The sequence below is a fragment of the Thioalkalivibrio sp. ALJ1 genome, from assembly GCF_000745395.1.
In the GTDB taxonomy this organism is placed as follows: Bacteria; Pseudomonadota; Gammaproteobacteria; order Ectothiorhodospirales; family Ectothiorhodospiraceae; genus Thioalkalivibrio.
On sequence record NZ_JQIW01000003.1, the window covers coordinates 124916 to 148389 of the forward strand.

Sequence of the window (23474 nt, forward strand, 5' to 3'; positions counted from 1 at the left end):
ATTACTTCGTTGCGCTCGCAATGACATGGCGCTGTAGCGGTCATTGCGAGGAGCGCAGCGACGCGGCAATCGGTCCTGAGGGACCGCGAGTCGGGAGCCTTGCGGATGACCGTTAGGCGCCCGCCGGGTCTGCCTGACTGGACCGGTCTGGGGCTTCGGCGTGGCGGGTACGGCTCAAGGGGAACAGACAGGTGAAGCGGCTGCCTTGGCCGACTTGGCTCTCGATTGCGAGGTGACCATCGTGGCGAGCGAGCACATGCTTGACGATCGCCAGCCCGAGCCCGGTGCCGCCGCGGGACTGCGTGCGCCCCGCATCCACGCGGTAGAAGCGCTCGGTCAGGCGGCCCAGGTGATGACTGGCAATCCCAGGGCCGGAATCTTCAACGATCAGCCGGGCCCCGTCTGGATCGCGGCGCCAACGCAGGGTAATTGGGGTCCCGCCGGGGGTGTATTTCACGGCATTGAACAACAGGTTCGCGCAGGCGGAGCGCAGTTCGTCCGGGTTGCCCCGGAACTCCAGTTCCGGGTCCGCCTGCAGCTCGATCTGGTGTGCCTCGCTGCCCGAAAGGAGGCGAGCCTCTTCAATCAGTTTATTGAGCATCGGGTATGGGTTGAACCAGTCCTGCGGGCCGGTGGTTTCGCCCGTCTCCAGGCGTGATAGCAGTAGCAGGTCATCCACCAGCAGTTTCATGCGTTCGGACTGTTCGCGCAGCATCTGGACCGAGCGCGTCAGTTGCGGCTGTTCCCCCAACTCGTCTTCAAGGCTTTCGGTGACGCCGTAGAGTACGGTGAGTGGGGTGCGTAGCTCATGCGAGACATTGGCAATGAAGTCGCGCCGCATCACCTCGAGCCGGTGAAGGTGGGTGGTGTCCCGGGCAAGCAACAGGTACTGCGCATCGCCATAGGGGAGCATGCGCATCTCCAGTTGACGCTCGCCGTCCAGTGGGCAGGGGACGGTGACGCGGGCCAGAGATTCGCGGGCGCGTTCCATGAAGGTGAGGAATTCCGGGTGGCGCAGCAGGTGGGTGATACGCTGCCCCTCGTCCCGGGGCCAGTGCAGCCCCAGTAGTTGGCAGGCCATGTCGTTGACCCATTCGATGCGCAGGTCATCGTTGAGGATGACGACGGCGTCCGGCATCGCGCGAGCGGATTCGCGGTAGCGCTCCAGCAGTTGGCGCAGGCGGTGGACCCGGTTCTCGTGGCGTTTGCGGCGGCGGTAGAGGTGATCGAAGATCACCCCCCAAAGGCCGCGCACGTCCGGTGGTTCGGCGCGCCCGCCGCGCCGCAGCCAGGTCTCCAGCCACATCAGGTTGGCGATGTTCCAGGCCAGTGCGGCGCCGAGCAGGAAGGCCACGGTAGGCCAGAACTGGCCCGTGGCCCAGCCGAGCAACAGGATCGGCAGCGCGATCAGCAGGCTGGTAATGAGGATGTCGGGCCAGGTATTGCGTGGCTGCACGGGGACCGCCGGAGCTCAAGTAGATACCGATGAGTGTACAAACATCGGGAGCCGATTACGGCGTTTGCGAGAAACGGTACCCCGAACCGCGGACGGTTTGCACAAGGTGGTCGTGGCCGGTGTCGGTCAACGCTTTGCGCAAGCGACGGATATGCACGTCCACCGTGCGTTCTTCTACGTAAACATTCGTGCCCCAGACCTTGTCGAGGAGTTGTTCCCGGCTGAATACCCGGTCCTGATGGGTCATGAAGAAATGCAGCAGGTTGTATTCGGTGGGGCCCATGCTGAGGGGTTCACCGTTGCCGGTGATGCGGTGCGAAATCGGGTCCAGGCGCAGCCCTTCGACCTCGATGGGTTCCTCGCTGGTGGTGGGCGAGGTGCGCCGCAGAACGGCCTTCATGCGGGCGACCAGTTCGCGTGGGGAGAACGGTTTGGTCACATAGTCGTCGGCGCCCACGTCCAAACCACGCACACGGTCTTCTTCTTCGCCGCGAGCGGTCAGCATAATTAGAGGAATGTCCTTGGTGACCGCGCTGGTCTTGAGGGTGCGTGCCCAGTCAATGCCGCTGATATCGGGCAGCATCCAGTCCAGCAAAATCAAATCGGGTGGGTCTTCCAGAAGCAAGGACTTGGCACTGCGGACATCGCCCGCTTCACGCACATCGTAGCCAGCCTTCTGGAACGGCAGCTGTAGCATCTCGCGGATAGCCGCGTCATCCTCAACCAGCAGAATTCGAGTGGCCATGGCCTCGCCTCGTGATTGCCTGGTCGGCATTAGATAACAGCCATGTTACAGCCATGTGAACGCACGGGCGTTGGATATCCGTGGAATGGATAGAAGACCGATTTTAGGGAGACGCTTTCTAGGGAGACGCGGATTTAACGGCCGAGGACGAAGCGCTCGTCCCCGTGGAGGAAGATCATGCCATCGTGGTGGGGCGAACGCGCCAATTGTTGACGTATGGCCTGTTCGTGACCTGGTTTGAGATGGGTAATGGCAATGCGCGGGCGATGTTCCAGCAGGGCCAGATCTTCTTCCAGGTGTTGCGGTGTGTAGTGCTTGGCCACGTCCGCCATGCCTTCCATCTCGTCGGGCAGCCCCGTCTCGATCATCAACAGGTCGAGATTGGGCATGGCGTTGAGGGCAGGCCAGAGCTTGCTGGAGGAGGTGGTGTCGCCGCTAAAGGCAAAGGCCGCGCCGTCGCTGTTGGTCACGCTATAGCCAACCGCCGGGACTGTATGGCGTGCAGGTAGCACCCGTAGCTCGCGTTGGTCGACTTGAAGGATCTGATCCGGCTGCAACGACTCCAGGCGGATCAACGGTTGATCGGGTCGGGGTAGCCGGGTGAAATCCGGCCAGATGACCCAATTGAACACGTGATCGCAGAGGGCTTTCAGGGTTGCTGGGAGCCCATGCACGTGAATGGGCTCGGCGTTCGGGCTGTAGACCATGTCCGCCAGCATCGGCAGAAAGGCGATATGGTCCAGGTGCGAGTGGGTCAGAAAGACGTGGCGAACCCGCCGCAGTTCTTCCAGCGTTAGATCACCCACGCCACTGCCAGCGTCGATGAGGATATCGTTATCGATCAGGATGGAGGTAGTACGCCGACCTGGACCGATTCCGCCACTGGCGCCAAGGATGCGAACGGAGAGGCTCATGGGTGATCGTCGTCCAGTCCCATTTCGGGTGCAACTGCGGCCCCCGATATAAACCGGAGGCCAGGGCCGCTCGCCCCGGAACGCTGTAAGTGGGTGACGGACATCTCGATATGCTAGATCGGGTCCAGGCGCCAGTTCCGTGATGGGTCACGCGAAAAGGGCATTCGGTTGATCGGTAGGACGAGTGAATCCTGTAACGATGGACCTTGTGCGGCCGGGGCTTCCCGCCAACAGGTGGAGTTGCTAGAATGCGGAGCTTCTGAAGGGGCGGTAGCTCAGCTGGGAGAGCGTCGCGTTCGCAATGCGAAGGTCGGGAGTTCGATCCTCCTCCGCTCCACCAGGATTCAAGAAAAAAGGCCTGCTTTTGCAGGCCTTTTTTTGGTTTCAGGTGTCGGCTCTTAACAACCTACCAGCTCTTGTAGGGCAGGAACTTGCCGTTCCAGGTGATTTTAACGCGGTCACCCTTGGGATCTTCGACTTTGTCGATGTCCATGGTGAAGTCAATCGCGCTCATGATGCCGTCGCCAAACTTCTCGTGGATCAGCGCCTTCATGGTGTCGCCGTAGACGTTGATCGCCTCGTAGAAGCGGTAGAGCACCGGATCAGTGGGAATGGTCTTGTCCCAATCCTTGTGCGGGAAGACCTGGAGTGCCTGTGAGACCTCCGGCCCGAGGCCGAGGAAGCTGACGAGCTTGTCGGCCTGGTCCGTTTCCAGGTGGTTCATGCCGTAGCAGGCGGAGGTCACGTAGACCTCGTGCAGGCCGGTGGCCTTGGCAATCTCGGCCCAGGTGGTGTCGCGGTTCTCCTTGGCCTCCAGGATGGTGGTGGTCATGGCGCTCTTGCTGAGACTCATCATGTGCTCCTTGAATGCAATGGATAAAGGGGGCTAGACCGCGCGGACCATGCGCGGGCCCGGTTCGGGGTTGGCCTCGGGTTTGGCCGGATTGACGCTGCGCGGGCTGTGGCGCGGATTGTCACCACGCGCGGCCGCTTCCTGGGCCTTGGCAGACATCACCTTGGCGCCCTCGACGAGGAAGTCGACCAGATGGTTTCGGATTGGGTAGTAGGCCTCTTCCTGGTGCAGCGTGGCCCGTGTGCGTGGACGCGGGATGTCGATCTTGACCGATTCGGCGACCTGGGCATGCGGGCCGTTGGTCATCAGCAGCACGCGGTCGGCTAGCAGGATCGCTTCGTCCACGTCGTGGGTGATCATGAAGACGGTCTGATGGGTCTCCGACCAGATCTTGAGCAGCTCTTCCTGGATCACGCCTCGGGTCAGGGCGTCCAGGGCCCCGAACGGCTCGTCCATGAGCAGCAGCTTGGGTTCGATGGCGAATGCCCGGGCAATCCCGACGCGTTGGCGCATGCCGCCGGAGAGTTGCGACGGCTTGCGGTCCATCGCATCGTCCAGGCCGACCATCTTCAGGTATTTCTCGGCGTGTTCCAGCCGTTTGGCCTTGCTCCAGTTCGGCCAGCGAGCACGTACCGCGAACATCACGTTATCGCGTGCCGACAGCCAGGGCAGCAGGCTGTGGTTTTGGAAGATCACGCCCTGATCGAGACTCGGGCCCTTGATCTCCTTGTTATCCATGATCACGTTGCCGTCGGTGGGAGTGGCCAGCCCGGCGAGCACATTCAGGATGGTGGATTTCCCGCAGCCGGAATGGCCGATCAGGCAGACGAACTCGCCTCTTTCAATCCCGAGGTCGACGCCCTCAAAGACCGTCATCAGGTCCGGCGAGTCGGGTTGCGGGAAGCGCTGGCTCAGGTTCTCGATTTCGAGGAATCCCTTGCTCATGGTTTTACTCCTGGTTGGGCTGCGCCGACTTAGTCGGCGTAGCGCACAAGTTTGGTGGCCTGGGCGAGGGAGGCATCCAGCAGGAAGCCGATTACGCCGATCATCAGGATCGCGAAGATCACGCTGGCAAGATCGAGGTTGTTCCACTCGTTCCAGATGTAGTAGCCGATGCCGGTACCACCCACGAGCATCTCGGCGGCGACGATGACCAGCCAGGCGATGCCGATGGAGATGCGCATGCCGGTCAGGATAGTCGGGGCCGCGGCGGGCAGGATCACCGTGAACGCGGTACGGACCTTGGACAGCTGGTGCGTCTTGGCCACATTCAGCCAGTCGTTACGGACCGAGGCCACGCCATAGGCGGTGTTCACCAGCATCGGCCAGATCGAACAGATGAAGATCACGAAGATCGCCGAGATGTTTGAGTCGCGGATGACGAACAGGGCCAGCGGCATCCAGGCCAGCGGCGAGATCGGTTTGAGCACCTGGATGAACGGATCGAAGGCCTTGTTCAGCAGGGGCGACATACCGATCACGAAGCCGAACGGGATGGCGATCAGAGCAGCCAGGAAGAAGCCCAGCAGGACGCGGTAGATCGAGTAGGCGAGCTGGATGCCAATGCCCTTGTCGTTCGGGCCGGCGTCGTAGAACGGGTTGCTCAGTTCGTTGAAGGCGTGAGCGAACACCTCGGTGGGTGCCGGGATGCCGCTGCTCGAGCTTCTGCGGTCCGTACCGGCACCCATCAGCTGTTCGTACTCGCTTAGCTCGCCTTGTTGCGGGACCAGTGCCTCCGGGGCGGTGGCAAGCTGCCACACGCCCAGGAAGAGCACCAGGATGGCGATCGAAAGCAGCGTGGCGCGGAAGTTGAGATTACTCAACATGCCTTAGCTCCTGCGGATTTCGAAGCTTTCGAGATAGCCTTCCGGGTCGGTGTAGTCGAACACCTTGCCCATGACCTCGAAGTTCTTGTAGGTATCGCTGGGGGCTTCGTAACCGAGCTCGGCCATGACCTCGGCACACTCACTGGCGAGGAATACGTCTTCGGCCAACTGGTTGTAGTCAAAGTCGCGATCCACGTAGCCCCAGCGCTTCATCTGCGTGAGAATCCAGGTCGCCATTGAGTGCCAGGGGAAGGGGTCGAAGTCGATCCGGTGCGGGTCGTTCTTGACCTCGCCCAGACCATCCGCGTAGCGCCCGGTCAGGACCTGTTCCACCACCGACTGCGGCTGGTTGAGGTATGCACGCGGGGAGATGGCCTCGGCGATCTCGGCCCGGTTGTTGATGTCCGAGCTGTACTGCGTGGCCTCAATCAGGGAACGGAACAGGGCCCCGAAGGTGTTCGGATGCTCTTCCGCCCAGGCCGCCGAGCAGGCAAAGGCGCAGCACGGGTGGCCGTCCCAGATCTCCTTGGTGAGCATGTGGATGAAGCCGATCCCGTCCCAGACCGCGCGCTGGTTGAACGGGTCGGGGGCCAGGTAGCCGTCGACGTTCTCGGCGCGCAGGTTGGCCACCATCTCCGGCGGCGGGACGACGCGTATGCTGATATCGCGATCAGGGTCCAGCCCGTGCTCGGCGACCAGGTAGCGCAGCAGGAAGTTGTGCATGGAGTACTCGAAGGGCACGGCGAAGGTGAAGCCCTTCCAGTCCTTCGGGTCCCGCTTGTCCTTGTGCTTGTTGTGCAGGGTGATGGCCTGGCCGTTGATGTTTTCCACCGCCGGCATGATGTAGTGCTCGCGCGAAGAGCCCGATCCCAGGGTCATCGACAGCGGCATCGGAGAGAGCATGTGCGAGGCGTCGTATTCGCCGGACAGCGACATGTCGCGGGCCACCGCCCAGCCTGCGGTCTTGATCACGTCGACATCCAGACCCTGGCGTTCGTAGAAGCCCATCGGGTGCGCCATGATGATCGGGGTCGCGCAGGTGATCGGCACGAAACCGACGCGCAGCTTGGTCTTCTCGAGCGGCCCGCCGTCCTTGATCGCGGCTTTCACCTTGTCCAGCGGCAGGACAGAGCCCAGAGCCGCGGCGACGGTGCCGCCCCCGATCATCTGCAGGAAGCGGCGGCGATTGATCTCGTTATGTCCGAACATCCCGCGGACGATGGCGCTTTCGACCGCGCGGTCGACCATGGCCTCGTCGCTCAGGTCTTCTCCGGTGGTGTGGGCTTCGGCTGCCACGGGATCGTGGGTCGCGCGGCGTTCCAGCTTTTCTTCCAGGTCCGGGGAGGCCGTATCGAAGCAGCTACAGCTACCGGGGCTGGTGTGGCCGTGGCGGCAACTGGAGCCGTGGCGCAGATCGGCATTGGCGTCAAACGGGTCGTGAAGGCTCTTGGTCGGCATGGGTTTGCTCTCCTCGTGTGTCGAATCGATGCGGGCTTCTTTACCGCGCATGTCGAGGGTCTCTGCAGGTGCCATGCCAACGCCCGGGAAACGCACAGGCAAGTGGACGAGGATCGAAAATGAGCAGACTCTTTGACGCCAATACGGACAAAGTGGACGAAACGTCCATACTCTGAATAGGAGGTGCGCTAAGTCGTTTCTATGCCGAGTTTTTTCAAGCGGTAACGCAACTGCCGCGGCGTCAGGCCCAGGGCCATGGCGGCGCGGGTCTTGTTCCCGCCGGTTTGCACGATCGCCTGCTTCAGGCGTTCCGCTTCGGAGGCATTGACTCGTTGATAGGGACGCACTATGTCGGTGCGCGCTGCGCTGGAAGGGGGCGCGGTTTGGCCCGTTGTGCCCGCCGATGGTGCCTCCGCGGGGGGCGATCGGGTTTCGGACTCGAAGGGGCTGATGCGCGACTCCTCATGCAGGATTTCGTCAATCAAGGGGGTGCCGATGCGTCCGTCGGTGGATAGCAGCACGGCCCGTTCCAGTACGTTCTCCAGCTGGCGAATATTGCCCGGCCAGTCGAAGCCTTCAAGGCGCTCCAGTACACCATCGTCGACGACTACGTTCCAGCCATGCAGATGGGTGTAACGGTCGAGGAAGTGGCGGGTCAGCAGGCGCACGTCACTGGAACGGTCGCGCAGGGCGGGCATGTGCAGCGGGATCACGTTGAGCCGATAAAACAGGTCCAGACGGAAGTGCCCGGCGTTCACCGCGGCCTGCAGATTCTGGTGGGTAGCGGCGATGATGCGGACGTCCACCGGTAGATCCCGATTGCCCCCGATGGGTTGTACGACGCGTTCCTGTAGCACTCGCAGGATCTTCGACTGCAGGGCCTCGGGCATGTCCCCGATCTCGTCCAGGAACAGCGTGCCACCGTCGGCCAGGGCGATCTTCCCGACCTTGGCGCTGGAGGCGCCGGTGAACGCGCCCTTCTCGTGCCCGAACAATTCGGATTCGAGCAGGTCGGCGGGGATCGCGGCGCAGTTAATGGAGATGAAGGGCTTGGCATTGCGCTGGCTGATCCGGTGGATCATGCGCGCAATCTTCTCCTTGCCCGTGCCCGAGGCCCCAGTGACCAGCACGGTCGCCTGGGTATCCGCGATGCGGTGCACCTGTTTGAGCACATGGCGCAGTGCGGGGCTTTCGCCGAGGATGCCGTACTGGCCGCCCTGGGTATCCAGCGCGCTTTTCAGATAACGATTCTCGGACACCAGTTCGGCGGTGCGTTCGGCAATCAATTGATGGATACGCAGGACCTGGCCGATCATGCTGGCGACCACGCGTAAAAGATTCAGGTCGTCCTGGAACTGGCGCGTGCGCCGGCGCAGGCGATGCACGCCGAGCACGCCGATTGCGTGTTCGTCCTGGACGATGGGGACCGCGATATAGGCGACCGTCTCCTGCGGCAGGGTGGAGCGGTCTATGGCGCGGGCGAGGTATTCCGGTTCGTTGTCGATGTCCTGGATCAGCGCGATCTGGCCCGTCTTCATGACGCGGCCGGTCACGCCTTCGCCGAGGCTGTAGCTGCCACGGTCGCGTTCGGCGTCGGTCAAGCCGTAGGCGTGTCGAATGCGCAGTTGGCCGCTATTGGGGTCCGGGAGCAGGACTCGGCCCCGGTTCAGGCCCAGCAACTGCGACATCATACCGAGGATGCGATAGATGGCGGCGTCCGGGTCGCCGGAGCGTCCCATCAGTTTGGCGACTTCCAGCAGGAGGGTGATCTCCTGTTCGCGGGTGGCCAGATCGGGGCTGGCGTGCTCTGTGGAAGTCTCCAGACTCATACAAGGAGACATGCAGAAAACTTGCCATCGGGGAACACAGGTTGCGGCCCGTTGTTCCGTCGCCAACAGGCGCCATTGTGGTGCTTGTGCGTTGCGATGGTGCGGGTGTTGCACCGGGCGGTGGCGAAAAACAAGAAAGGTGTGGCCGGGGTAGCCCCGACCACACCGGATGCATCAGTCTTGTGCGTGGTAGCTGCTGCGCTTGATGAGCCGTACACAGATCGCGTCCAGCATGTAGCCGATGATGCCGATCACCAGGACGATGGCGGCGAGCTTGTCGTACTCAAGAGTGTCGCGGGCGTCGTTGATCGCATAGCCCAGGCCGGAGGTCACCCCCAGGTATTCGGCCGGTACCAGGACGATCCAGGCCACCCCGACCGCCAGGCGGATCCCGGCGAAGACATCCTGGGCAATCGCAGGCATCACGATATAACGCAGGGTGTGATACGGGTTGGCACCCAGGTTGTTGCCGACCTTCAGCCACATCGGGTCAATGCGTTGCACGCCATGTGCGGTCGCGTAGGTGATGGGCCAGACCGCCGCGATGGCGATCAAGAAGATGATCGCGGCATCCCAGGTGGCAAAGGCCAGCACCGCGATGGGCATCCAGGCCAGCGGCGAGATCATCCGGAGGAACTGGAACGGGACGTGTGTGACCTGTTTCAGCGTCAGGAAGTAGCCAATCAATACACCCAGTGGCACGCCGATGGCGATGGCATAGGCCAGGCCCCAACCCACGCGATATAGGCTGGACTCGATCGGGGACCAGACGTTGCCGGTGCTGACGAGCTCCCAGAAGGCCGCCAGCGTGGGCCCGGGGGCGAAGCTGGCGAAGGCCATCGTGTCCTCGTTGTTGGCGATGGCCCAGCCGCCCCACCACCACAGAGCGAACAGGCCGGCGATGCCGAGCGCTGGGTACTGCAGCGCTCGACGGGCACGATCCGCGAGCCGCAGGAGCGGCAAAAGCCGCTCCACGGTCGGGGTGTCGGCGGAGAGAGTCGCTTCGCGGTTCATAGGACCACCACCTCCTCGCGGTCAAAGGGTGAATCCATGTCGACGCCGGGCGCGCCCTGCCACGCGGTGTGTTGTTCCATAGCCTTGCGCACGAAGTCGTAGTTGACCAGGTCGTCCTTGACGAAGTCCGGATCAAGGTCGTCCAGGAACCGGGTGTCGCCCCCGACCAGGGTCTCGTTCATTGCGCCCACCAGCATCTTGGTGGCGGATGGGTAGGGCCACGGGGAGAAATCGATGCGCCCGTTCTCCCATTCGGGATGCCGGATCGCGCCGCTGCCGGCGTAGGTGCTTTCGTCGTGGTAGTGGGTCATGGCGCGTTCGACCACATTGGCGGGCATGGGCAGGTAACCCTTGCCGTCGCGCGACAGCATGGTGGCGACGGTCTTCTTGTCTTCCTGAATGGTGCCCTGGGCGCGGACGACGGCGTTCATCACCTTCTGGGTCCACTCCGGCTCGCGTTCGGTCAGGCGCTCGTTCATGCAGACCACGCAGCAGGGGTGGTTCTTCCAGATGTCACCGGTGAAGCGCAGTACGTTGCCACGCGCCAGTAGTTCGCCGGCGGCATTGAAGGGCTCGGCGACGATGTAGGCATCGATAGAACGGGCGGCCAGGGCCGGGGGCATGTCCGGCGGCGGCATGATCATCAGGTTGACTTCGTGCGACTCGAGCGCTGCGCCCTGGTCGCGGATCACGGGGGTCAGGCCGGCATCGCGCAAGGCCATCTGCATCACGACGTTGTGCATCGAGTACCAGTAGGGGACCGCGACGCTCTTGCCTCCGAGATCGGAGAAAGTCTTCACATCCACGTGTCGGCCGGTGACCACGGCGGAACCGTTGGTGTGCGCCCAGGACATGATCTTCACCGGGAAGTCGTTCTGATAGCGCATCCACAGGGGGATGGGCTTGAGAAGATGCACCAGGTTGAAACGGTTGGAGGCGAAGGACTCGATCAGCGGCGACCAGCCCCGGATCAGGGTCGGGTCGGCGACCTCCAGGCCCTCGTCCTCGAAGTAACCCTCGGAGTGGGCGACCAGCAGGGCCGCGGCGTCGGTGATCGGGATGTAGCCGATGCGGACGACCCCGTCGAAGTCGCGGACGACGTTCTCGGGTTCTTCAAGGCTGTCCGGTTCGGCGCCGAACAGAGAGCCCGGCATGGCCAGGCCGGTACCGGCCAGACCACCCACAGCGGCGGTGCGCAGGAAGTTGCGGCGGGAAAAGCTGCGATCCAGCAGCTGGTCCAGTTCGCGGTCGATGTCGTGGTGATTGTCGCAGTTGCACATGATGGCAATTCCTCGGTCAGGGTCGGTGATGGCGTTGGATCAGGCGGCGCGCACGCGGGCGCTGGAATGCTCGGTCTTGCTCTTGTCCTCGCCAGCGTCGTCGTCCGGCGTGGTTTCGGTTTCTCCGGTGCTGCTTTCGGCGGTGGCCGCGGTGCGAGTCGCGCCGAAGTACCCCATCAATTCGGACTTGAGGTCGACGAAGGCCTGGCTGTTCCGGTTGCGTGGGTGGGCGATATCCACCTTCAGTTCGGCTGTGATGGTTCCGGGGTTGGAGCCCATGACGAGGACGCGGTCGGCCATGGCAACGGCCTCCTCGATGTCGTGGGTGACGAACACCACGGAGATCCCGCGTTCGTGGGCGAGGCGTACGACCTCGTCTTGCAAGGCGACGCGGGTAAAGGCGTCCAGGGCCGAAAACGGCTCGTCCAGCAACAAGAGTTCGGGGTCGGTGGCGAGGCTTCGGGCCAGGGCGACCCGTTGCTGCTGACCACCGGACAGGGACTGCACGTTGACCTCGGCCTTCTCGGTCAGCCCGACAGTCTCAAGCAGGCTGTCGATGCGGGACTGCATTTCGCGCTTGCGACCCTGAAAGATCAGGCCTAGCGAAGCGTTCTTGCGGACGGTCATCCAGGGATAGAGCGAAGGCTTCTGGAACATCATGTTCCAGCGCGGACTGGGCTTGATGACCTGATGACCGTTGATGCGCACGCAGCCGTCGCTGGGGATGAGCAGCCCCGCAAGCATGTGCAGAAGGGTGGATTTCCCGCAGCCACTCTGGCCGATCAGGGCGATGGTTTCGCCCGGTGTAACCTGCACCTGGATGTCCTTCAGGGTCGGCTGTTCCTGCCCGGGATAGTGATGGGTGATGTAGTCGATGGAGATGGCGGCGCCCATGGCGATTCCCTCTTGACCTTGCGTTCATGAGCCGGCGGATCTCGTGAGCCGACGGCGTGTTCACAGAGGTTCCTTACAAGGGGCGTGCCAAACCCGCGCCGGGGCCCGGAGATTGTTTGAAGAAAGGGATGGAAATCGTGTCTTGAAGCCGAATAGGGGTGGTTGCGGTCATGAAGCCGAACCACCGCGTGGTCGGTCGCGAGCTCGTCCCGGGCGGACAAATCGGACAAAGTGCCCGACGCGGTTGGACAAATGGGACGAATTGTCCAGTTTGGACGGACGGCTTTGGAAGCGACTTGCTGCGAAACGGCTTCATGCTGCGGTCTGCACGGTTTTGGCACGGCTTCTGCACTGGATTGGGCGACCCGGTCGAATGCCGGGCTTTATCGAATCCCAAACGTGAGGAGCCACACCATGTCCGTAGCCGAAGCCACCACTTCACTGTCCATGAACGCCCTGGAACCGATTGATCATGACGGCCTGAACAATCTGGCCACGAAGGGCAAGGCCAACCCCGAGAGCATCGTGACCTTGAAGGCCACCACGGTCTGTGAGGGCAAGTTCCGCAACCTGACCTACGTGCGCGATTTGGATGCCCACGTGATCGACGAGCCGCCGCACCTGCTGGGTGACGATACCGCCCCGAACCCCTCCGAGGCGGTACTGGCCAGCCTGGGTGCCTGCCTGTCGGTCGGCATGCATGCGAACGCGATCGATCGCGGCATCACCCTGACCAAGCTGGAGCTGACGCTGGAAGGGGATATCAACGTGACTGCCGTCTGGGGCGTGGGTGACACCGATCAGACGAAGCGTCTGGGTTTCACTGACATCCGCGTGAAGGCCCATCTGGAAGGCGATGCCAGCGAAGAACAGTTGAAGGACCTGGTCGCTCATGCGGACTTCTGGTCCCCGGTCGCCAACACCATGCGTAACCCGGTGAACGTCAGCGTCGAGCTCGGCTAAACCGCGCTCTGAACCCAACGGGAGAGAACCCCAATGCTTGAAACCCGCACTCAAGATGTGACGGGGGTGTCGCCGGCCGCAAGGCCGGCGGATGCCGACGCGGCTCTGCAGGCGCTGGTGGAGCGAGAACTGGCTCCGCTGACCGCCCGTATCGACCGCGAGGGCCTGTACCCCGAAGAATTTCTCCGCGAGGCCGGACGCCTCGGGGCCTTTAATCGCCACCTGGCCAGTCAGAACGCGACAGGGACGACCGACATCGCCAGCGCGATCCGCGGAACGGAGGTGATCTCGGCGGAGTGCATGACGACGGGCTTCGTGGCCTGGTGCCAGAACGCCTGCGCCTGGTACGTGGAGAACAGTGCTTCGGACACCCTGAAGCGCGAGGCATTGCCGAAGCTGGCCAATGCCGAGGCGCTGGGTGCGACCGCGTTGTCCAACCCGATGAAATGGTTCGCCAACATCGAGGACCTCAAGCTGAGCGCCGAGCGCGTGGACGGGGGTTACGTCGTCTCCGGCTCGCTGCCGTGGGTCTCCAACCTGGGCGAGGACCACTACTTTGGCGCGATCTTCCGCACGGCCGACGCCAACCCGCGCCCCGTGATGGCCCTGATCAACTGCTCCGACCCCGGTTTCAGTCTGACCGCCTGCCCGGAGTTCACCGCGCTGGAAGGTTCGCGCACCTTCGGCTGCCACTTTGATCGAGTCTATGTGCCGGATGAGCATGTTCTTGCGGATTCGCTTCCGGAATACATCCGCCGCATCCGCCCTGGCTTCGTGCTGCTGCAAATGGGGATGGGGCTGGGGTTGATCGACGGCTGCATTCGCACCATGCGCGAGTCGAACGAGACCCTGGCGCATGTCAACGGCTATCTGGACGACCAGGTCGGAGAGCTGGAAGAGGCGCTGGAGGATGGCCGCGCGGCCTGTTACGCCCTGTCCGAGACCCCGTTCGACGACTCCGAAAGCTTCTTTGCGGACGTACTGCAAATGCGGCTCACCGGATCCGAACTTTCCCTGCGGGCCTCGCAGTCGGCCCTATTGCACTGCGGTGCTCGCGGGTACCTGGCGAACGCGGCGGCCCAGCGCAAGCTGCGCGAGTCGTACTTTGTCGCCATCGTGACCCCGGCGATCAAGCACCTACGTAAGGAGCTGGCGCGTATCCACGCGCACTGAGTGCCCCCAACCCGAACCGCGAAGGATAGACCGATGCTTGAAATCACCACCCGACTCGATGCGGAAACCGTGGTCGAGAAGCTTAAGGCCGCAATTGAAGACCAGGGCCTGAAGCTGGTCGCGCACATCAATGGCCAGGCCAATGCCGCCAAGATTGGTGTCGAGGTCCCGACGGATCAGATCCTGGAGGTCTTTCATCCTGCCTACGCCGTGCGGGTCTGGGAGGCCTGCAAGTCAGCGGGCATCGACATCCCTCTGCGCATCCATGTGTCCGAGGAGGGTGGGCTGATTCACATTCGTACTCGCCTCGCGAGTGCAGTGTTGGCGCCTTGGGGTAGTCCGCAGCTGGATGCCCTCGGTGCCGAGCTGGATCCCAAGCTGGCGGCCGTTCTGGATGCCCTGGAAGAGGTGACGTCATGAGCGACGAACAAGACGATTTCAAGCGGTACATCTGCAAGGTCTGCGGCTACATCTACGACGAGGCGAAGGGTGATCCGGACTCCGGCCTCGCCCCCGGGACCCGTTTCGAGGATATCCCCGACGACTGGTACTGCCCGGACTGCAATGTGACCAAGGCCGACTTCACCGCGCTGGAACCGCGTGGCGAACTGGCGGATGCGGGCGCGGCGGCCATGGCCTGGAGCGCCACCGGTGGTGCGGATGATCCGAATGCGGTCGTGATCATTGGCGGCGGCATGGCGGGATGGGCCCTGGCCGAGGCGCTGCGTGAGCGCGATCCGCGCCGGACGATCCGGCTGCTCACCGCCGATTCGGGGGATTATTACAGCAAGCCACGGCTGTCCAACGCGGTCGAGCGCGGGGTGGCCGTGGAGGATCTGGTCGAGGAGCGCGGTGTGTCTCGAGCGGCGCGGTTGGGCGTCGAACTCATGCCGTTTGTTCGCGTGCTGGATATTCATCGTGCTCAGAAACGGGTGATTACGGCACGTGGGGGCATCCCCTACGGCGAGCTGGTCCTGGCGACCGGGGCGCGCCCGCGGCGCATCGAGTTTCCTGGCGATGCCGCGCCGCCTTTGAGCGTGAACACGCTGGATGATTACCGGCTTTTGAGGTCGGCGCTGGAGGATCGGGATGGGGCCCCCAGCCACACCCGTGTGGCGATTGTCGGTGCGGGACTGGTCGGCTGCGAGCTGGCGGATGATCTCGCCGCCGGTGGGTACCCGGTATCGTTGATCGAATGCGCTTCACATCCACTGTCCGGTTTGTTACCCGGGGCACTCGCGGAAGACCTGCAAAATGCGCTCGCGGAGCGGGGTGTGGAATGGCATATGGGGGCCACGGTGGAGCGCGTCGACCGCGTGGCCGAGGGTACCCAGCGTCTGCAGCTGGCCACTGGCGAAGCGATGGAGGCCGAAGTGGTGATTACCGCGCTGGGACTGGTGCCGAATCGGGACCTGGCCGAGCGCACCGGCTTGGCCTGTCACCAGGGTATCGAGGTGGATGCACTGCTGCGCACCACCGATCCGTCGATCTACACCCTGGGGGATGGCTGTGAGTTCGAAGGGAAGCTGCGACCCTATGTGGAAACCCTGCGGGGTCAGGCCGCTGCGCTGGCGCGCACGTTGTCAGGCGAGCCCACGGTGTTTCGTCCGGATGCCGGGATTGTCCAGGTGAAGACCGCAAGCCTGCCGCTCAATGTCTGTCCGCCGTCGGCGGCGGGTGGTGACTGGGTCGAGATCGCAGGCGGTGCCTCAGGGCGTCATCTCGAATATCACGCCGAAGGGCGCCTCGTTGGCTTTGCCCTGTCCGGAGACCAGGCCCGACGGGTGCGCGAGCTGGAGACGCGCCTGGGCGATCCGGCCGCGGATAACCGGCCCCGACTCGCGTCCTGACGATGCACCCGGCAGGCGGGGTTAGATGACCCCGTCGAGCCGCAGATAGCCGATCAGGAACAGCACGGCCAGTACGCCCGCCAGGGCATACAGCCAGTTGGACAGCGTTGGATTGTCGGGGCGGCTGAAGAAGGCCGCCCACAGTGCGAGCAGGATCAGCACGAAAAAGAAGAACAGGAAGCGCATCGGTCAGGCTCCTTCCGGCACAGCATAGGGAAGCTCAACAACCTGGGCCTTCGGGCCATCCGGAGTACCCCAGTGCAGATCAGACTCGGCAGCGGCGATCTGGACGACCGCGAGTGCGGAATACAGGCCGTCCGGATGTAACTCCGCCGCGACAATCTGGCCGTCCGACTGGTCCGGATTCCCGTCGGCCTGGAATACGGGGGAACCCGGCTGGGGTGGGGTCTGGGTGTGGATCGCCAGGCGGAACATGCGTTTTTTGAGCTTGCCCAGGTAGTGCATGCGGGCCACGACTTCCTGGCCGGGATAACAGCCCTTGTCGAAGCTGATCGCGCCCAGGGCGTGCAGGTTCAGCATTTGCGGCACGAACATCTCGGTGGTCTCTTCGACAACCGTCGGGACGCCGGCGAGGATGTCCAGCAGCGACCAGTCGCGCGGGCCGACCGGAGCGGCGTGGACGTTCAGGCTATCCCAGGCCTTGCGCATGGCGTCGAGTTCGCCGAACAGTTCGAAGCGCGGGTGCAGGCCCGGGACTCGGACGACGGTAACGCCATACTTCTCGGCGACATCCTCGGGGCTTTCCGGGCAGATGCCCAGGGCATTTTGCAGTTCCTTTTCGGCGTCCGGGCCAGAGAACCCGAAATGGATGCGCGAGTCGCCCGCGTGTTCGATGATCACGTTGGCGCGCAGCACGAACATCTGCAGGCGCTTGGCGACCGGATCGACACGATCGGCCGGCATCTCCAGCAGATAGCCGTCGGCTGTGCGCAGCACCCGAAATACCGCGTAGGCCCGGCCCTTGGGGCTCGCGTAGCTGGAGAGCTGACCGTGCTGGTGGTCGACCGCGCGGATGTCATTGCCGAACTGGCCCTGCAGGAAGTCGGTGGCGTCGTCACCGCGCACCTCCAGCAGGCCGCGATGGGAGAGATCACAGATCACCTCGCCGTTGACGGCCATGCGCCGTTCGCGCTCCGGATTGCCGTAGTGCAGGAGGTCGTCCTCCTCGAACTCGGCCCCGGCATTGATCAAGTGATTTTTCCAGTCTTCGCGCATCGGAGATCTCCCGTGGCAACACTCGCCGCCGTGCGCCGCCGGACCCGGTCGATGATCGGGTATCGGGGCGTGCGGACAAGGCAGCGCTGCCCTGGATTGAGGTGGTAAGCTGAACCAAGCGGCTCGATAGTAGACGAACCGTTTGCAGGGTGTCAGCCCTGTTTCTCTTTCTTCCCGTTCTTGGGGGTGGCATGGCTCGGCAGGCACGTCCCGTTTTTCTGGATTTGCGCAAGATACGGCTGCCGTTGAATGCCGTGGTTTCCATTCTGCACCGGATTACCGGTGTCTTCCTGATTCTGGCGATCCCCGTGGTGCTTTGGCTGCTGGATCGTTCTCTGGCCAGCCCGGAGGGGTTCGCACAGGTCGTTTCGATCATCCATCACCCGGCGGGGCTGGTGCTACTGGCCATCGGACTGTGGTGGCTGTTGCATCATTTGTTTGCCGGGATCCGCTACCTGTTGATGGAATTCGGGATTGGCGAGGACCGCGAGGGGTCGCTCCGCACCGCACGCGATGCCCTGTACGCAGGCATTCTCGCCACGGTGCTGGTGTGGCTGGGGCTGGTCCTGTGAGGCTCCTGAGCGGACAGCGCGCCTGGCTTTTGCAGCGCATCACCGCGGTGTATGTCGGGGCCTACGTGATCCTGGCGCTGGGCTTCTTTGTCCTGGCGGCCCCGGCCGATCACGCCGCCTGGCTGGGCGTTGTCGGGCACCCGGTAATCGGGCTGCTGACGGCCCTGTTTGTGCTGTTGCTTCTGCTGCACTCCTGGATTGGTCTGCGCGATGTGGTGATGGACTACGTGTACCCACCCGCGACGCGGCTCACCGTGCTGGTGTTCGCGGCCGGGGGGCTGCTGCTGATGGGATTCTGGGCCTTATTTATTCTGATCCGCGCGGGGCTTGCATGAAGGTTTTGGCATGAACGTGACACGACGCAAGTTTGACGCCCTGATTATCGGGGCCGGCGGTGCAGGGCTGCGCGCGGCACTGCAGCTGGCGAATGGCGACGCCAAGGTGGCCGTCGTGTCCAAGGTATTCCCGACCCGTTCGCACACGGTGGCAGCGCAGGGCGGGGTCAATGCCGCGCTCGCCAATGTGCTGCCGGATTCGTGGCACTGGCACATGTTCGACACGGTCAAGGGTTCGGACTACCTGGGCGACCAGGACGCGATCGAGTACATGTGCCGTGCCGCCCCCAAGGTGGTGTACGAGCTGGACCACTTCGGCGTGCCGTTCTCGCGACTGGACAACGGCAATATCTATCAGCGCGCTTTTGGCGGGCAGAGCCAGAACTTCGGCCAGGATCAGGCGGCGCGGACCTGTGCCGCGGCGGATCGTACCGGACACGCGATTCTGCACTCCCTTTATCAGCAGAACCTGCGCGCGCGCACGCACTTCTTCGACGAGTATTTTGCGGTCGATCTGCTTCGTGATGAGCAGGGCTACGTACTCGGCGTACTGGCCTTCGAGATCCTGACGGGCGAGCCGATCGTGATCGAGGCCAAGACCACGCTGATCGCCACCGGTGGGGCCGGGCAGTTGTTCCGCACCACTACCAACGCCCTGATCAACACCGGTGACGGCATGGCGATGGCGCTGCGCGCGGGCGTGCCGCTCGAGGACATGGAGTTTGTACAGTTCCATCCGACCGGCATTGCCGGGCGCGGGATGCTGATCACCGAGGGCGCGCGCGGGGAGGGCGGGTTCCTGATCAACTCCGAGGGCGAGCGTTTCATGGAGCGGTACGCCCCACGGGCGAAAGACCTGGCGTCGCGGGACGTGGTCAGTCGTTCTATCGCCACCGAGGTGCGCGAAGGGCGCGGTTGCGGGCGCAAGGCCGATCACGTGCTGCTGGATCTGCGCCACCTTGGGGCCGACACCATTATGCACAAGCTTCCGGGCATCCGCGAGACGAGCATGACCTTCCTCGGCGTGGACCCGATCGAGGCGCCGATTCCGGTTTTTCCGACCTGCCACTACAGCATGGGCGGGATCCCGACCAATCGTTTTGGGCAGGTGGTCGCCCCGGTAAAAGATACGCCCGAGGACCCGGTACCCGGTTTGTACGCGGCGGGCGAGGCCGCGTGTGTGTCGGTGCACGGCGCGAACCGCCTGGGCGGCAACTCGCTGCTGGATATCCTGGTCTTCGGCCGCGCGGCGGCCAACCATATCCTCGAATACCTGGCCGAGAACCGCTATCATCGCGCGTTGGACGACACCGCGGTAGAGCAGGCGATGGCGCGGCTCACCCGCTGGGACCGCAAGGACCCGGGCGATGGCTCCGCGGAGCAGGTCGAGCCGCTCAAGCGCGAACTGCGCAAGGTGATGGAGGATCACTGTTCGGTATTCCGTACCGACGAGGTGATGCGCGAGGGTGTGGAGAAGGTCCAGGCCCTGCGCGAGCGCCTGAATCATGCAGTGATCGCGGACCATTCCAGTACCTTCAATACCGCACGCGTCGAGGCGATGGAGCTGGAGAATTTGATGGACTGTGCCATCGCGACCATCCGTTCGGCCCTGGGCCGCGAGGAGAGCCGAGGGGCGCATTCACGCATCGACTTCCCGGAACGTGATGACCAGCACTGGCTGAAGCACAGCCTGTACTCGTTGACCGGCGACAGCCTCGACTACAAGCCAGTGCGCACGAAGCCCAACACCGTGGCCTCGTTCCCGCCGAAGGAGCGGGTGTACTGATGGCCCGTTGGCAATGCAATGCAACGCGGGATGCGGTTCGTGCGGCGAATCGCAGCGGCAAGCGCTGAAGGAAGAGACCGATGGAATTCTCGATCTACCGCTTCAACCCGGAGACGGACACGCTGCCGAAGATGCAGCGCTTCAGCCTGTCCGACGCTCAGGTAGAGCCGGGGATGATGCTGCTGGATGCCCTGCTGCTGCTGAAAGAGCAGGACGATTCGCTCGGTTTTCGCCGCTCCTGCCAGCATGGCGTCTGTGGCTCGGATGGCATGAACATCAACGGCATGAACGGCCTGGCCTGTATTACGCCGCTGGCGGATCTGGATGCACCCATAACCCTGCGGCCGTTCCCCGGCATGCCGGTGATCCGCGACCTGATCGTGGACATGGGCAACTTCTGGGATCAATACCGCAAGGCCGAACCCTGGCTGGTCAACGACAGCCCGGAGCCGGAGGTCGAGCGCAAGCAGAGCCCCGAAGACCGTGAACAGATTGACGGGTTGTACGAGTGCATCCTGTGCGGCTGCTGTTCCGCCGCCTGTCCTTCCTACTGGTGGAATCCGGACAAGTTTCTGGGGCCGGCGGCGCTGCTGCAGGCGGCACGGTTCATTCAGGACAGCCGCGACGAGGCCACCGAACACCGCCTGGAGCAGCTGGATGATGCCTGGAAGCTCTACCGCTGCCACACCATCATGAACTGCACCCAGGTCTGCCCCAAGGGCCTGAATCCGAGCCGAGCCATTAGCGACATCCGCCGCACCATGCTGAAGAAGTCGCTGTGACCGGCGCCATGCACCGTCTCAAGCGGGCCCCCGTGGGAGCCTGCTTGCAGGCGAATGCCCCCGCCAAAGCCGGACGCGGGCAGGGGCTTCGCCTGCGAGCAGGCTCCTACAGGGGGGCTGGGCGGGCGTGTTGGTGATGGAACCCGATAGTCGGACGCGCTGGCGTTGCCGCCGCGGCATGCTGGAGAACGACTGGCTGCTCGGGCAGTTTCTCGCGCAGGGATATGCGCAATTGGACCAGGAGGGTCGCGATGCCTTCGAGCGCCTGCTCGACTACCCCGACAACGTGTTACTTGATGTGGTCATGGGTCGCCAGACCACGGTGGACGACGGGATAGCCCGGCTTGTCCCGGCGATCCGCGCCGCCGCTCAGGCTGCGGCTCCGACCTGATCCGCTTCTCCCCCGGCTCGCGCTTGCGGGCCAGATCCTGCTGCTGTTGGCGGTTGTGGCCTACGTGCTGGTCTACAGCCCGCTGTGGACGCTGGCCCCGGTATTCGCCCTGGCCATAGCCGGATGGTGGTGGCAATGGCGTTCGCGCCCGCCGGCCTGGGACTGGCTGGGCCAAACGCCGGCTGGTGAGACCTGGCTGGCGACGGCTGAGGGCCTACGCCAAGAGCAGGTGGACTGGGTTGAGGTGTTGCCCGACACGCGGGTGCTGTGGCGCGTCGTGGTCCTGATCGTGCGTGAGCGCAGTAGCGGGCGCGTGTGGCGCCTATGGCTGCATGCCGCGCGCATGGCTGCGGACGACCTGCGCCGGCTGCGAGTGCGGCTGCGCTGGTCGCCCGGCCGCGAGGTGGCGGATCCCGGCTGGTGGGTGCGGCTTCGCGCGGGGGTTGCGCTGGGCGTTGCTATACTGGCGCAAAGCCGAGTACCCGGAGGCCCGAGCATGGCTGGACCCGATAACGCGCAGGTGATGGTGGATGTCTCGCATTTGCTTAGCGACGAGCCCGATCACGTCTACAGCGAGGACGAACTGGATGCGATCGAAGAGCTCGATCCGGAGCTTGCGCTGCGTCTGGACCGTGCGCAGACCCACGCCCAGCGCGAGGTGACGGACGTCCCGGCGGATGGCCCCATCGACGAGGACGCCGTGCGCGCGGCCATTGAGGAGGCTCGGCGCATCCTGATGCAGGACGGTGGCGATATCGAGTTCGTGGAGCTGGACGGTCGCACCGTGCGCGTCCGGCTCAAGGGCGCCTGTGTGGGCTGCCCGCGGTCCACGCTGGATCTCAAGAACGTGGTCGAACGTCTGGTCCGTTCGCGGGCCCCCGGCGTGGCCAGCGTCGCCAATACCTTCTGACCCCCTTTCCGGACTTTCTGGTCAGCAGAACCGGGTTGTCGGCTGCGTCCCGGGCCTGATCGGAGGTCCACTTTGCAAGTGCCCCAGGACATGAACCCCTGCGCTGGGGCACTGCGCCCGGACCGCGGGTTAGAGGATTGCCTTTGGGAGGCCTTCTGCAATTGGCGCCGGAGCCCTCAGGGCGTCTGATGCTCGATAAAAAACCGTTCGTCGCATCAGTAGCCGAGGTCCGGGGCGGGTTCGTCGAGGGCGGCGGCCTGCTCACGCAGAGTGAGGATGTGGTCTTCCCAGAAGCGCGGGGTGTAGAAGACCGGGAAGCCGTCGATGAAGGCGGGGTCGTCTGCGCGCCGTGCCAGCCATGCGGCATGGCGCAGGATCCGAAGAGTACGTAACGGTGCGATCAGGCCCAGTTGACGACGATCCAGGGGCACGAAGGTCTCGTAACCCTCCAGCAAGGCCTGCATCTGCCAGGCCATCTCGTCGAGGTCCCCTGACAGGAACATCCACAAGTCCTGCATCGCAGGGCCAGTGCAGGCGTCGTCCAGGTCCACGAAATGCGGGCCTTCCTCGGTCCACAGGATGTTGCCGGGATGAGTATCGCCGTGCAGACGCAACTGGGGGACCGGGCCGATGCTCTCCAGCGTGCGCTGGATGCGTCCGAGCAGGTCGGCGCTGAGATCCCGATACACCGATTCCAACCCCATCGGCAGAAAGCCGGAGGCCAGTACATCCTGGCGCGCCTCTTCGCCGCGCGGGATCGGATCCAGTATTGGGCGTTCGTGGAAGGTGGTGGCCCGGCCGACCTCGTGGATGCGTGCAATGAAACGTCCGATACGGACCAGCGTGTCGCGCTGTTCCAGATCCGGTGCGCGGCCGCCACAGCGTGGGTAAACGGCGAACAGGAAGTCCGCGTGCAGATGCAGCGTCTCGCCCTGGTCATCGGCGAGCGGTGCCACCACCGGGACCTCACGGGCGGCCAGTTCCTGGCTGAATGCGTGTTCCTCGCGGATCCCCGCGGGTGTCCACCGCTGCGGACGGTAGAACTTGGCGATGACCGGCGTCGCGTCCTCGATCCCGACCTGGTACACGCGATTCTCGTAGCTGTTGAGCGCGAGCAGGCGGCCGTCGCAGCGCAGGCCGGTGGTCTCCACTGCATCAAGGATGTGGCCAGGTGTTAACGCGTCGTAGGGATGTGCATTCATCCTTG

At 63.8% G+C, this 23474-nt stretch carries 24 protein-coding genes and 1 tRNA gene; 11 read left to right on the forward strand and 14 right to left on the reverse strand.

Annotation, left to right across the window (positions count from 1 at the left end; genetic code table 11):
• Nucleotides 1-112 precede the first annotated feature (112 nt).
• From phoR to F462_RS00485, 3 genes are all read right to left on the reverse strand, one after another.
• Nucleotides 113-1456, reverse strand: a complete 1344-nt coding sequence (phoR, locus tag F462_RS00475) for a phosphate regulon sensor histidine kinase PhoR (RefSeq protein ID WP_038050777.1) — start codon at nt 1454-1456, stop codon at nt 113-115.
• A 55-nt stretch (nt 1457-1511) separates the two neighbouring features.
• Nucleotides 1512-2201 carry a phosphate regulon transcriptional regulator PhoB gene (phoB, locus tag F462_RS00480; RefSeq protein WP_018140902.1) on the reverse strand — a complete coding sequence of 230 codons (690 nt, stop codon included), beginning with the start codon at nt 2199-2201 and terminating at the stop codon, nt 1512-1514.
• A gap of 134 nt (nt 2202-2335) precedes the next feature.
• The gene (locus F462_RS00485; protein WP_038050778.1) at nt 2336-3115 is read right to left on the reverse strand and encodes a 3',5'-cyclic-nucleotide phosphodiesterase; all 780 of its coding nucleotides are present in this window, start codon (nt 3113-3115) and stop codon (nt 2336-2338) included.
• A gap of 264 nt (nt 3116-3379) precedes the next feature.
• Between F462_RS00485 and F462_RS00490 the strand changes: the two genes are divergently transcribed.
• Nucleotides 3380-3455 (forward strand) — tRNA-Ala (locus F462_RS00490).
• 66 nt (nt 3456-3521) lie between these two features.
• Here the strand turns inward: F462_RS00490 and cynS are convergent.
• The 8 genes from cynS to F462_RS00530 form a co-directional block, all read right to left on the reverse strand.
• Nucleotides 3522-3968 carry a cyanase gene (cynS, locus tag F462_RS00495; RefSeq protein WP_018140904.1) on the reverse strand — a complete coding sequence of 149 codons (447 nt, stop codon included), beginning with the start codon at nt 3966-3968 and terminating at the stop codon, nt 3522-3524.
• A gap of 33 nt (nt 3969-4001) precedes the next feature.
• A complete protein-coding gene (locus F462_RS00500; RefSeq protein WP_038050779.1) occupies nt 4002-4913 on the reverse strand; it encodes an ABC transporter ATP-binding protein in 912 nt (303 codons plus the stop codon).
• Between the two features lie 29 nt (nt 4914-4942).
• The gene (ntrB, locus tag F462_RS00505) at nt 4943-5794 is read right to left on the reverse strand and encodes a nitrate ABC transporter permease (RefSeq protein ID WP_038050780.1); all 852 of its coding nucleotides are present in this window, start codon (nt 5792-5794) and stop codon (nt 4943-4945) included.
• A 3-nt stretch (nt 5795-5797) separates the two neighbouring features.
• A complete protein-coding gene (locus F462_RS00510; RefSeq protein ID WP_038050782.1) occupies nt 5798-7252 on the reverse strand; it encodes an ABC transporter substrate-binding protein in 1455 nt (484 codons plus the stop codon).
• 188 nt (nt 7253-7440) lie between these two features.
• Nucleotides 7441-9081 carry a sigma-54 interaction domain-containing protein gene (locus F462_RS00515; RefSeq protein WP_038050785.1) on the reverse strand — a complete coding sequence of 547 codons (1641 nt, stop codon included), beginning with the start codon at nt 9079-9081 and terminating at the stop codon, nt 7441-7443.
• A 174-nt stretch (nt 9082-9255) separates the two neighbouring features.
• Nucleotides 9256-10095 (reverse strand): ABC transporter permease, encoded by an 840-nt coding sequence (locus tag F462_RS00520; RefSeq protein WP_038050788.1) that lies wholly within the window; start codon nt 10093-10095, stop codon nt 9256-9258.
• Nucleotides 10092-11375 (reverse strand): ABC transporter substrate-binding protein, encoded by a 1284-nt coding sequence (locus F462_RS00525; protein WP_038050789.1) that lies wholly within the window; start codon nt 11373-11375, stop codon nt 10092-10094. The genes F462_RS00520 and F462_RS00525 overlap by 4 nt, the downstream gene beginning before the upstream one ends.
• Before the next feature lie 39 nt (nt 11376-11414).
• A complete protein-coding gene (locus F462_RS00530; RefSeq protein WP_038050790.1) occupies nt 11415-12269 on the reverse strand; it encodes an ABC transporter ATP-binding protein in 855 nt (284 codons plus the stop codon).
• Nucleotides 12270-12683: 414 nt separating this feature from the next.
• On the opposite strand from F462_RS00530, the gene F462_RS00535 reads away from it, so the two are divergent.
• The 4 genes from F462_RS00535 to F462_RS00550 are packed head-to-tail and all read left to right on the forward strand — an operon-like array spanning nt 12684 to nt 16255.
• On the forward strand, nt 12684-13232 hold the full coding sequence (locus F462_RS00535) for an OsmC family protein (protein WP_038050792.1): 549 nt from the start codon (nt 12684-12686) through the stop codon (nt 13230-13232).
• A 33-nt stretch (nt 13233-13265) separates the two neighbouring features.
• A complete protein-coding gene (locus F462_RS00540; RefSeq protein WP_038050793.1) occupies nt 13266-14405 on the forward strand; it encodes an acyl-CoA dehydrogenase family protein in 1140 nt (379 codons plus the stop codon).
• 33 nt (nt 14406-14438) lie between these two features.
• Nucleotides 14439-14825 carry a DUF302 domain-containing protein gene (locus F462_RS00545; RefSeq protein ID WP_038050795.1) on the forward strand — a complete coding sequence of 129 codons (387 nt, stop codon included), beginning with the start codon at nt 14439-14441 and terminating at the stop codon, nt 14823-14825.
• Complete coding sequence (locus F462_RS00550; RefSeq protein WP_038050796.1) at nt 14822-16255, forward strand: FAD-dependent oxidoreductase; 1434 nt, start codon at nt 14822-14824, stop codon at nt 16253-16255. Before F462_RS00545 ends, F462_RS00550 begins: the two co-directional genes overlap by 4 nt.
• A gap of 21 nt (nt 16256-16276) precedes the next feature.
• Here F462_RS00550 and F462_RS13695 read toward each other — a convergent pair whose 3' ends face one another.
• Both F462_RS13695 and F462_RS00555 read right to left on the reverse strand, forming a co-directional pair.
• Entirely contained in the window at nt 16277-16441 is a 165-nt protein-coding gene (locus tag F462_RS13695) for a hypothetical protein (protein ID WP_018140916.1), read from the reverse strand.
• Nucleotides 16442-16444: 3 nt separating this feature from the next.
• Nucleotides 16445-17491 (reverse strand): CAF17-like 4Fe-4S cluster assembly/insertion protein YgfZ, encoded by a 1047-nt coding sequence (locus tag F462_RS00555; RefSeq protein ID WP_038050797.1) that lies wholly within the window; start codon nt 17489-17491, stop codon nt 16445-16447.
• Nucleotides 17492-17682: 191 nt separating this feature from the next.
• Between F462_RS00555 and sdhC the strand changes: the two genes are divergently transcribed.
• The 6 genes from sdhC (at nt 17683) to F462_RS00585 (ending at nt 22267) form a co-directional block, all read left to right on the forward strand.
• Complete coding sequence (gene sdhC / locus F462_RS00560; protein ID WP_038050798.1) at nt 17683-18063, forward strand: succinate dehydrogenase, cytochrome b556 subunit; 381 nt, start codon at nt 17683-17685, stop codon at nt 18061-18063.
• Entirely contained in the window at nt 18060-18398 is a 339-nt protein-coding gene (gene sdhD, locus F462_RS00565; RefSeq protein WP_038050799.1) for a succinate dehydrogenase, hydrophobic membrane anchor protein, read from the forward strand. The genes sdhC and sdhD overlap by 4 nt, the downstream gene beginning before the upstream one ends.
• A gap of 10 nt (nt 18399-18408) precedes the next feature.
• On the forward strand, nt 18409-20184 hold the full coding sequence (gene sdhA / locus F462_RS00570) for a succinate dehydrogenase flavoprotein subunit (RefSeq protein WP_038050800.1): 1776 nt from the start codon (nt 18409-18411) through the stop codon (nt 20182-20184).
• An 80-nt stretch (nt 20185-20264) separates the two neighbouring features.
• On the forward strand, nt 20265-20966 hold the full coding sequence (locus F462_RS00575) for a succinate dehydrogenase iron-sulfur subunit (RefSeq protein ID WP_018140921.1): 702 nt from the start codon (nt 20265-20267) through the stop codon (nt 20964-20966).
• A gap of 136 nt (nt 20967-21102) precedes the next feature.
• A complete protein-coding gene (locus F462_RS00580) occupies nt 21103-21357 on the forward strand; it encodes an FAD assembly factor SdhE (RefSeq protein WP_026181549.1) in 255 nt (84 codons plus the stop codon).
• Nucleotides 21311-22267 carry a NifU family protein gene (locus tag F462_RS00585; RefSeq protein WP_167549476.1) on the forward strand — a complete coding sequence of 319 codons (957 nt, stop codon included), beginning with the start codon at nt 21311-21313 and terminating at the stop codon, nt 22265-22267. The genes F462_RS00580 and F462_RS00585 overlap by 47 nt, the downstream gene beginning before the upstream one ends.
• A gap of 215 nt (nt 22268-22482) precedes the next feature.
• Here the strand turns inward: F462_RS00585 and F462_RS00590 are convergent, their stop codons facing one another.
• Complete coding sequence (locus F462_RS00590; protein ID WP_038050804.1) at nt 22483-23469, reverse strand: serine/threonine protein kinase; 987 nt, start codon at nt 23467-23469, stop codon at nt 22483-22485.
• Nucleotides 23470-23474 lie beyond the last annotated feature (5 nt).

Bases quoted from the DNA above. Each gene is read 5' to 3' on its own strand.
- F462_RS00525 (WP_038050789.1), bottom strand. From the start codon at position 11,375: ATGTGCAACTGCGACAATCACCACGACATCGACCGCGAACTGGACCAG.
- F462_RS00500 (WP_038050779.1), bottom strand. From the start codon at position 4,913: ATGAGCAAGGGATTCCTCGAAATCGAGAACCTGAGCCAGCGCTTCCCG.
- phoB (WP_018140902.1), bottom strand. From the start codon at position 2,201: ATGGCCACTCGAATTCTGCTGGTTGAGGATGACGCGGCTATCCGCGAG.
- F462_RS00510 (WP_038050782.1), bottom strand. From the start codon at position 7,252: ATGCCGACCAAGAGCCTTCACGACCCGTTTGACGCCAATGCCGATCTG.
- F462_RS00515 (WP_038050785.1), bottom strand. From the start codon at position 9,081: ATGAGTCTGGAGACTTCCACAGAGCACGCCAGCCCCGATCTGGCCACC.
- cynS (WP_018140904.1), bottom strand. From the start codon at position 3,968: ATGAGTCTCAGCAAGAGCGCCATGACCACCACCATCCTGGAGGCCAAG.
- F462_RS00535 (WP_038050792.1), top strand. From the start codon at position 12,684: ATGTCCGTAGCCGAAGCCACCACTTCACTGTCCATGAACGCCCTGGAA.
- sdhC (WP_038050798.1), top strand. From the start codon at position 17,683: ATGGCTCGGCAGGCACGTCCCGTTTTTCTGGATTTGCGCAAGATACGG.
- F462_RS00555 (WP_038050797.1), bottom strand. From the start codon at position 17,491: ATGCGCGAAGACTGGAAAAATCACTTGATCAATGCCGGGGCCGAGTTC.
- sdhA (WP_038050800.1), top strand. From the start codon at position 18,409: ATGAACGTGACACGACGCAAGTTTGACGCCCTGATTATCGGGGCCGGC.
- F462_RS00540 (WP_038050793.1), top strand. From the start codon at position 13,266: ATGCTTGAAACCCGCACTCAAGATGTGACGGGGGTGTCGCCGGCCGCA.
- F462_RS00580 (WP_026181549.1), top strand. From the start codon at position 21,103: ATGGAACCCGATAGTCGGACGCGCTGGCGTTGCCGCCGCGGCATGCTG.
- F462_RS00485 (WP_038050778.1), bottom strand. From the start codon at position 3,115: ATGAGCCTCTCCGTTCGCATCCTTGGCGCCAGTGGCGGAATCGGTCCA.
- F462_RS13695 (WP_018140916.1), bottom strand. From the start codon at position 16,441: ATGCGCTTCCTGTTCTTCTTTTTCGTGCTGATCCTGCTCGCACTGTGG.
- F462_RS00590 (WP_038050804.1), bottom strand. From the start codon at position 23,469: ATGAATGCACATCCCTACGACGCGTTAACACCTGGCCACATCCTTGAT.
- F462_RS00520 (WP_038050788.1), bottom strand. From the start codon at position 10,095: ATGAACCGCGAAGCGACTCTCTCCGCCGACACCCCGACCGTGGAGCGG.
- F462_RS00575 (WP_018140921.1), top strand. From the start codon at position 20,265: ATGGAATTCTCGATCTACCGCTTCAACCCGGAGACGGACACGCTGCCG.
- F462_RS00530 (WP_038050790.1), bottom strand. From the start codon at position 12,269: ATGGGCGCCGCCATCTCCATCGACTACATCACCCATCACTATCCCGGG.
- F462_RS00545 (WP_038050795.1), top strand. From the start codon at position 14,439: ATGCTTGAAATCACCACCCGACTCGATGCGGAAACCGTGGTCGAGAAG.
- F462_RS00550 (WP_038050796.1), top strand. From the start codon at position 14,822: ATGAGCGACGAACAAGACGATTTCAAGCGGTACATCTGCAAGGTCTGC.
- ntrB (WP_038050780.1), bottom strand. From the start codon at position 5,794: ATGTTGAGTAATCTCAACTTCCGCGCCACGCTGCTTTCGATCGCCATC.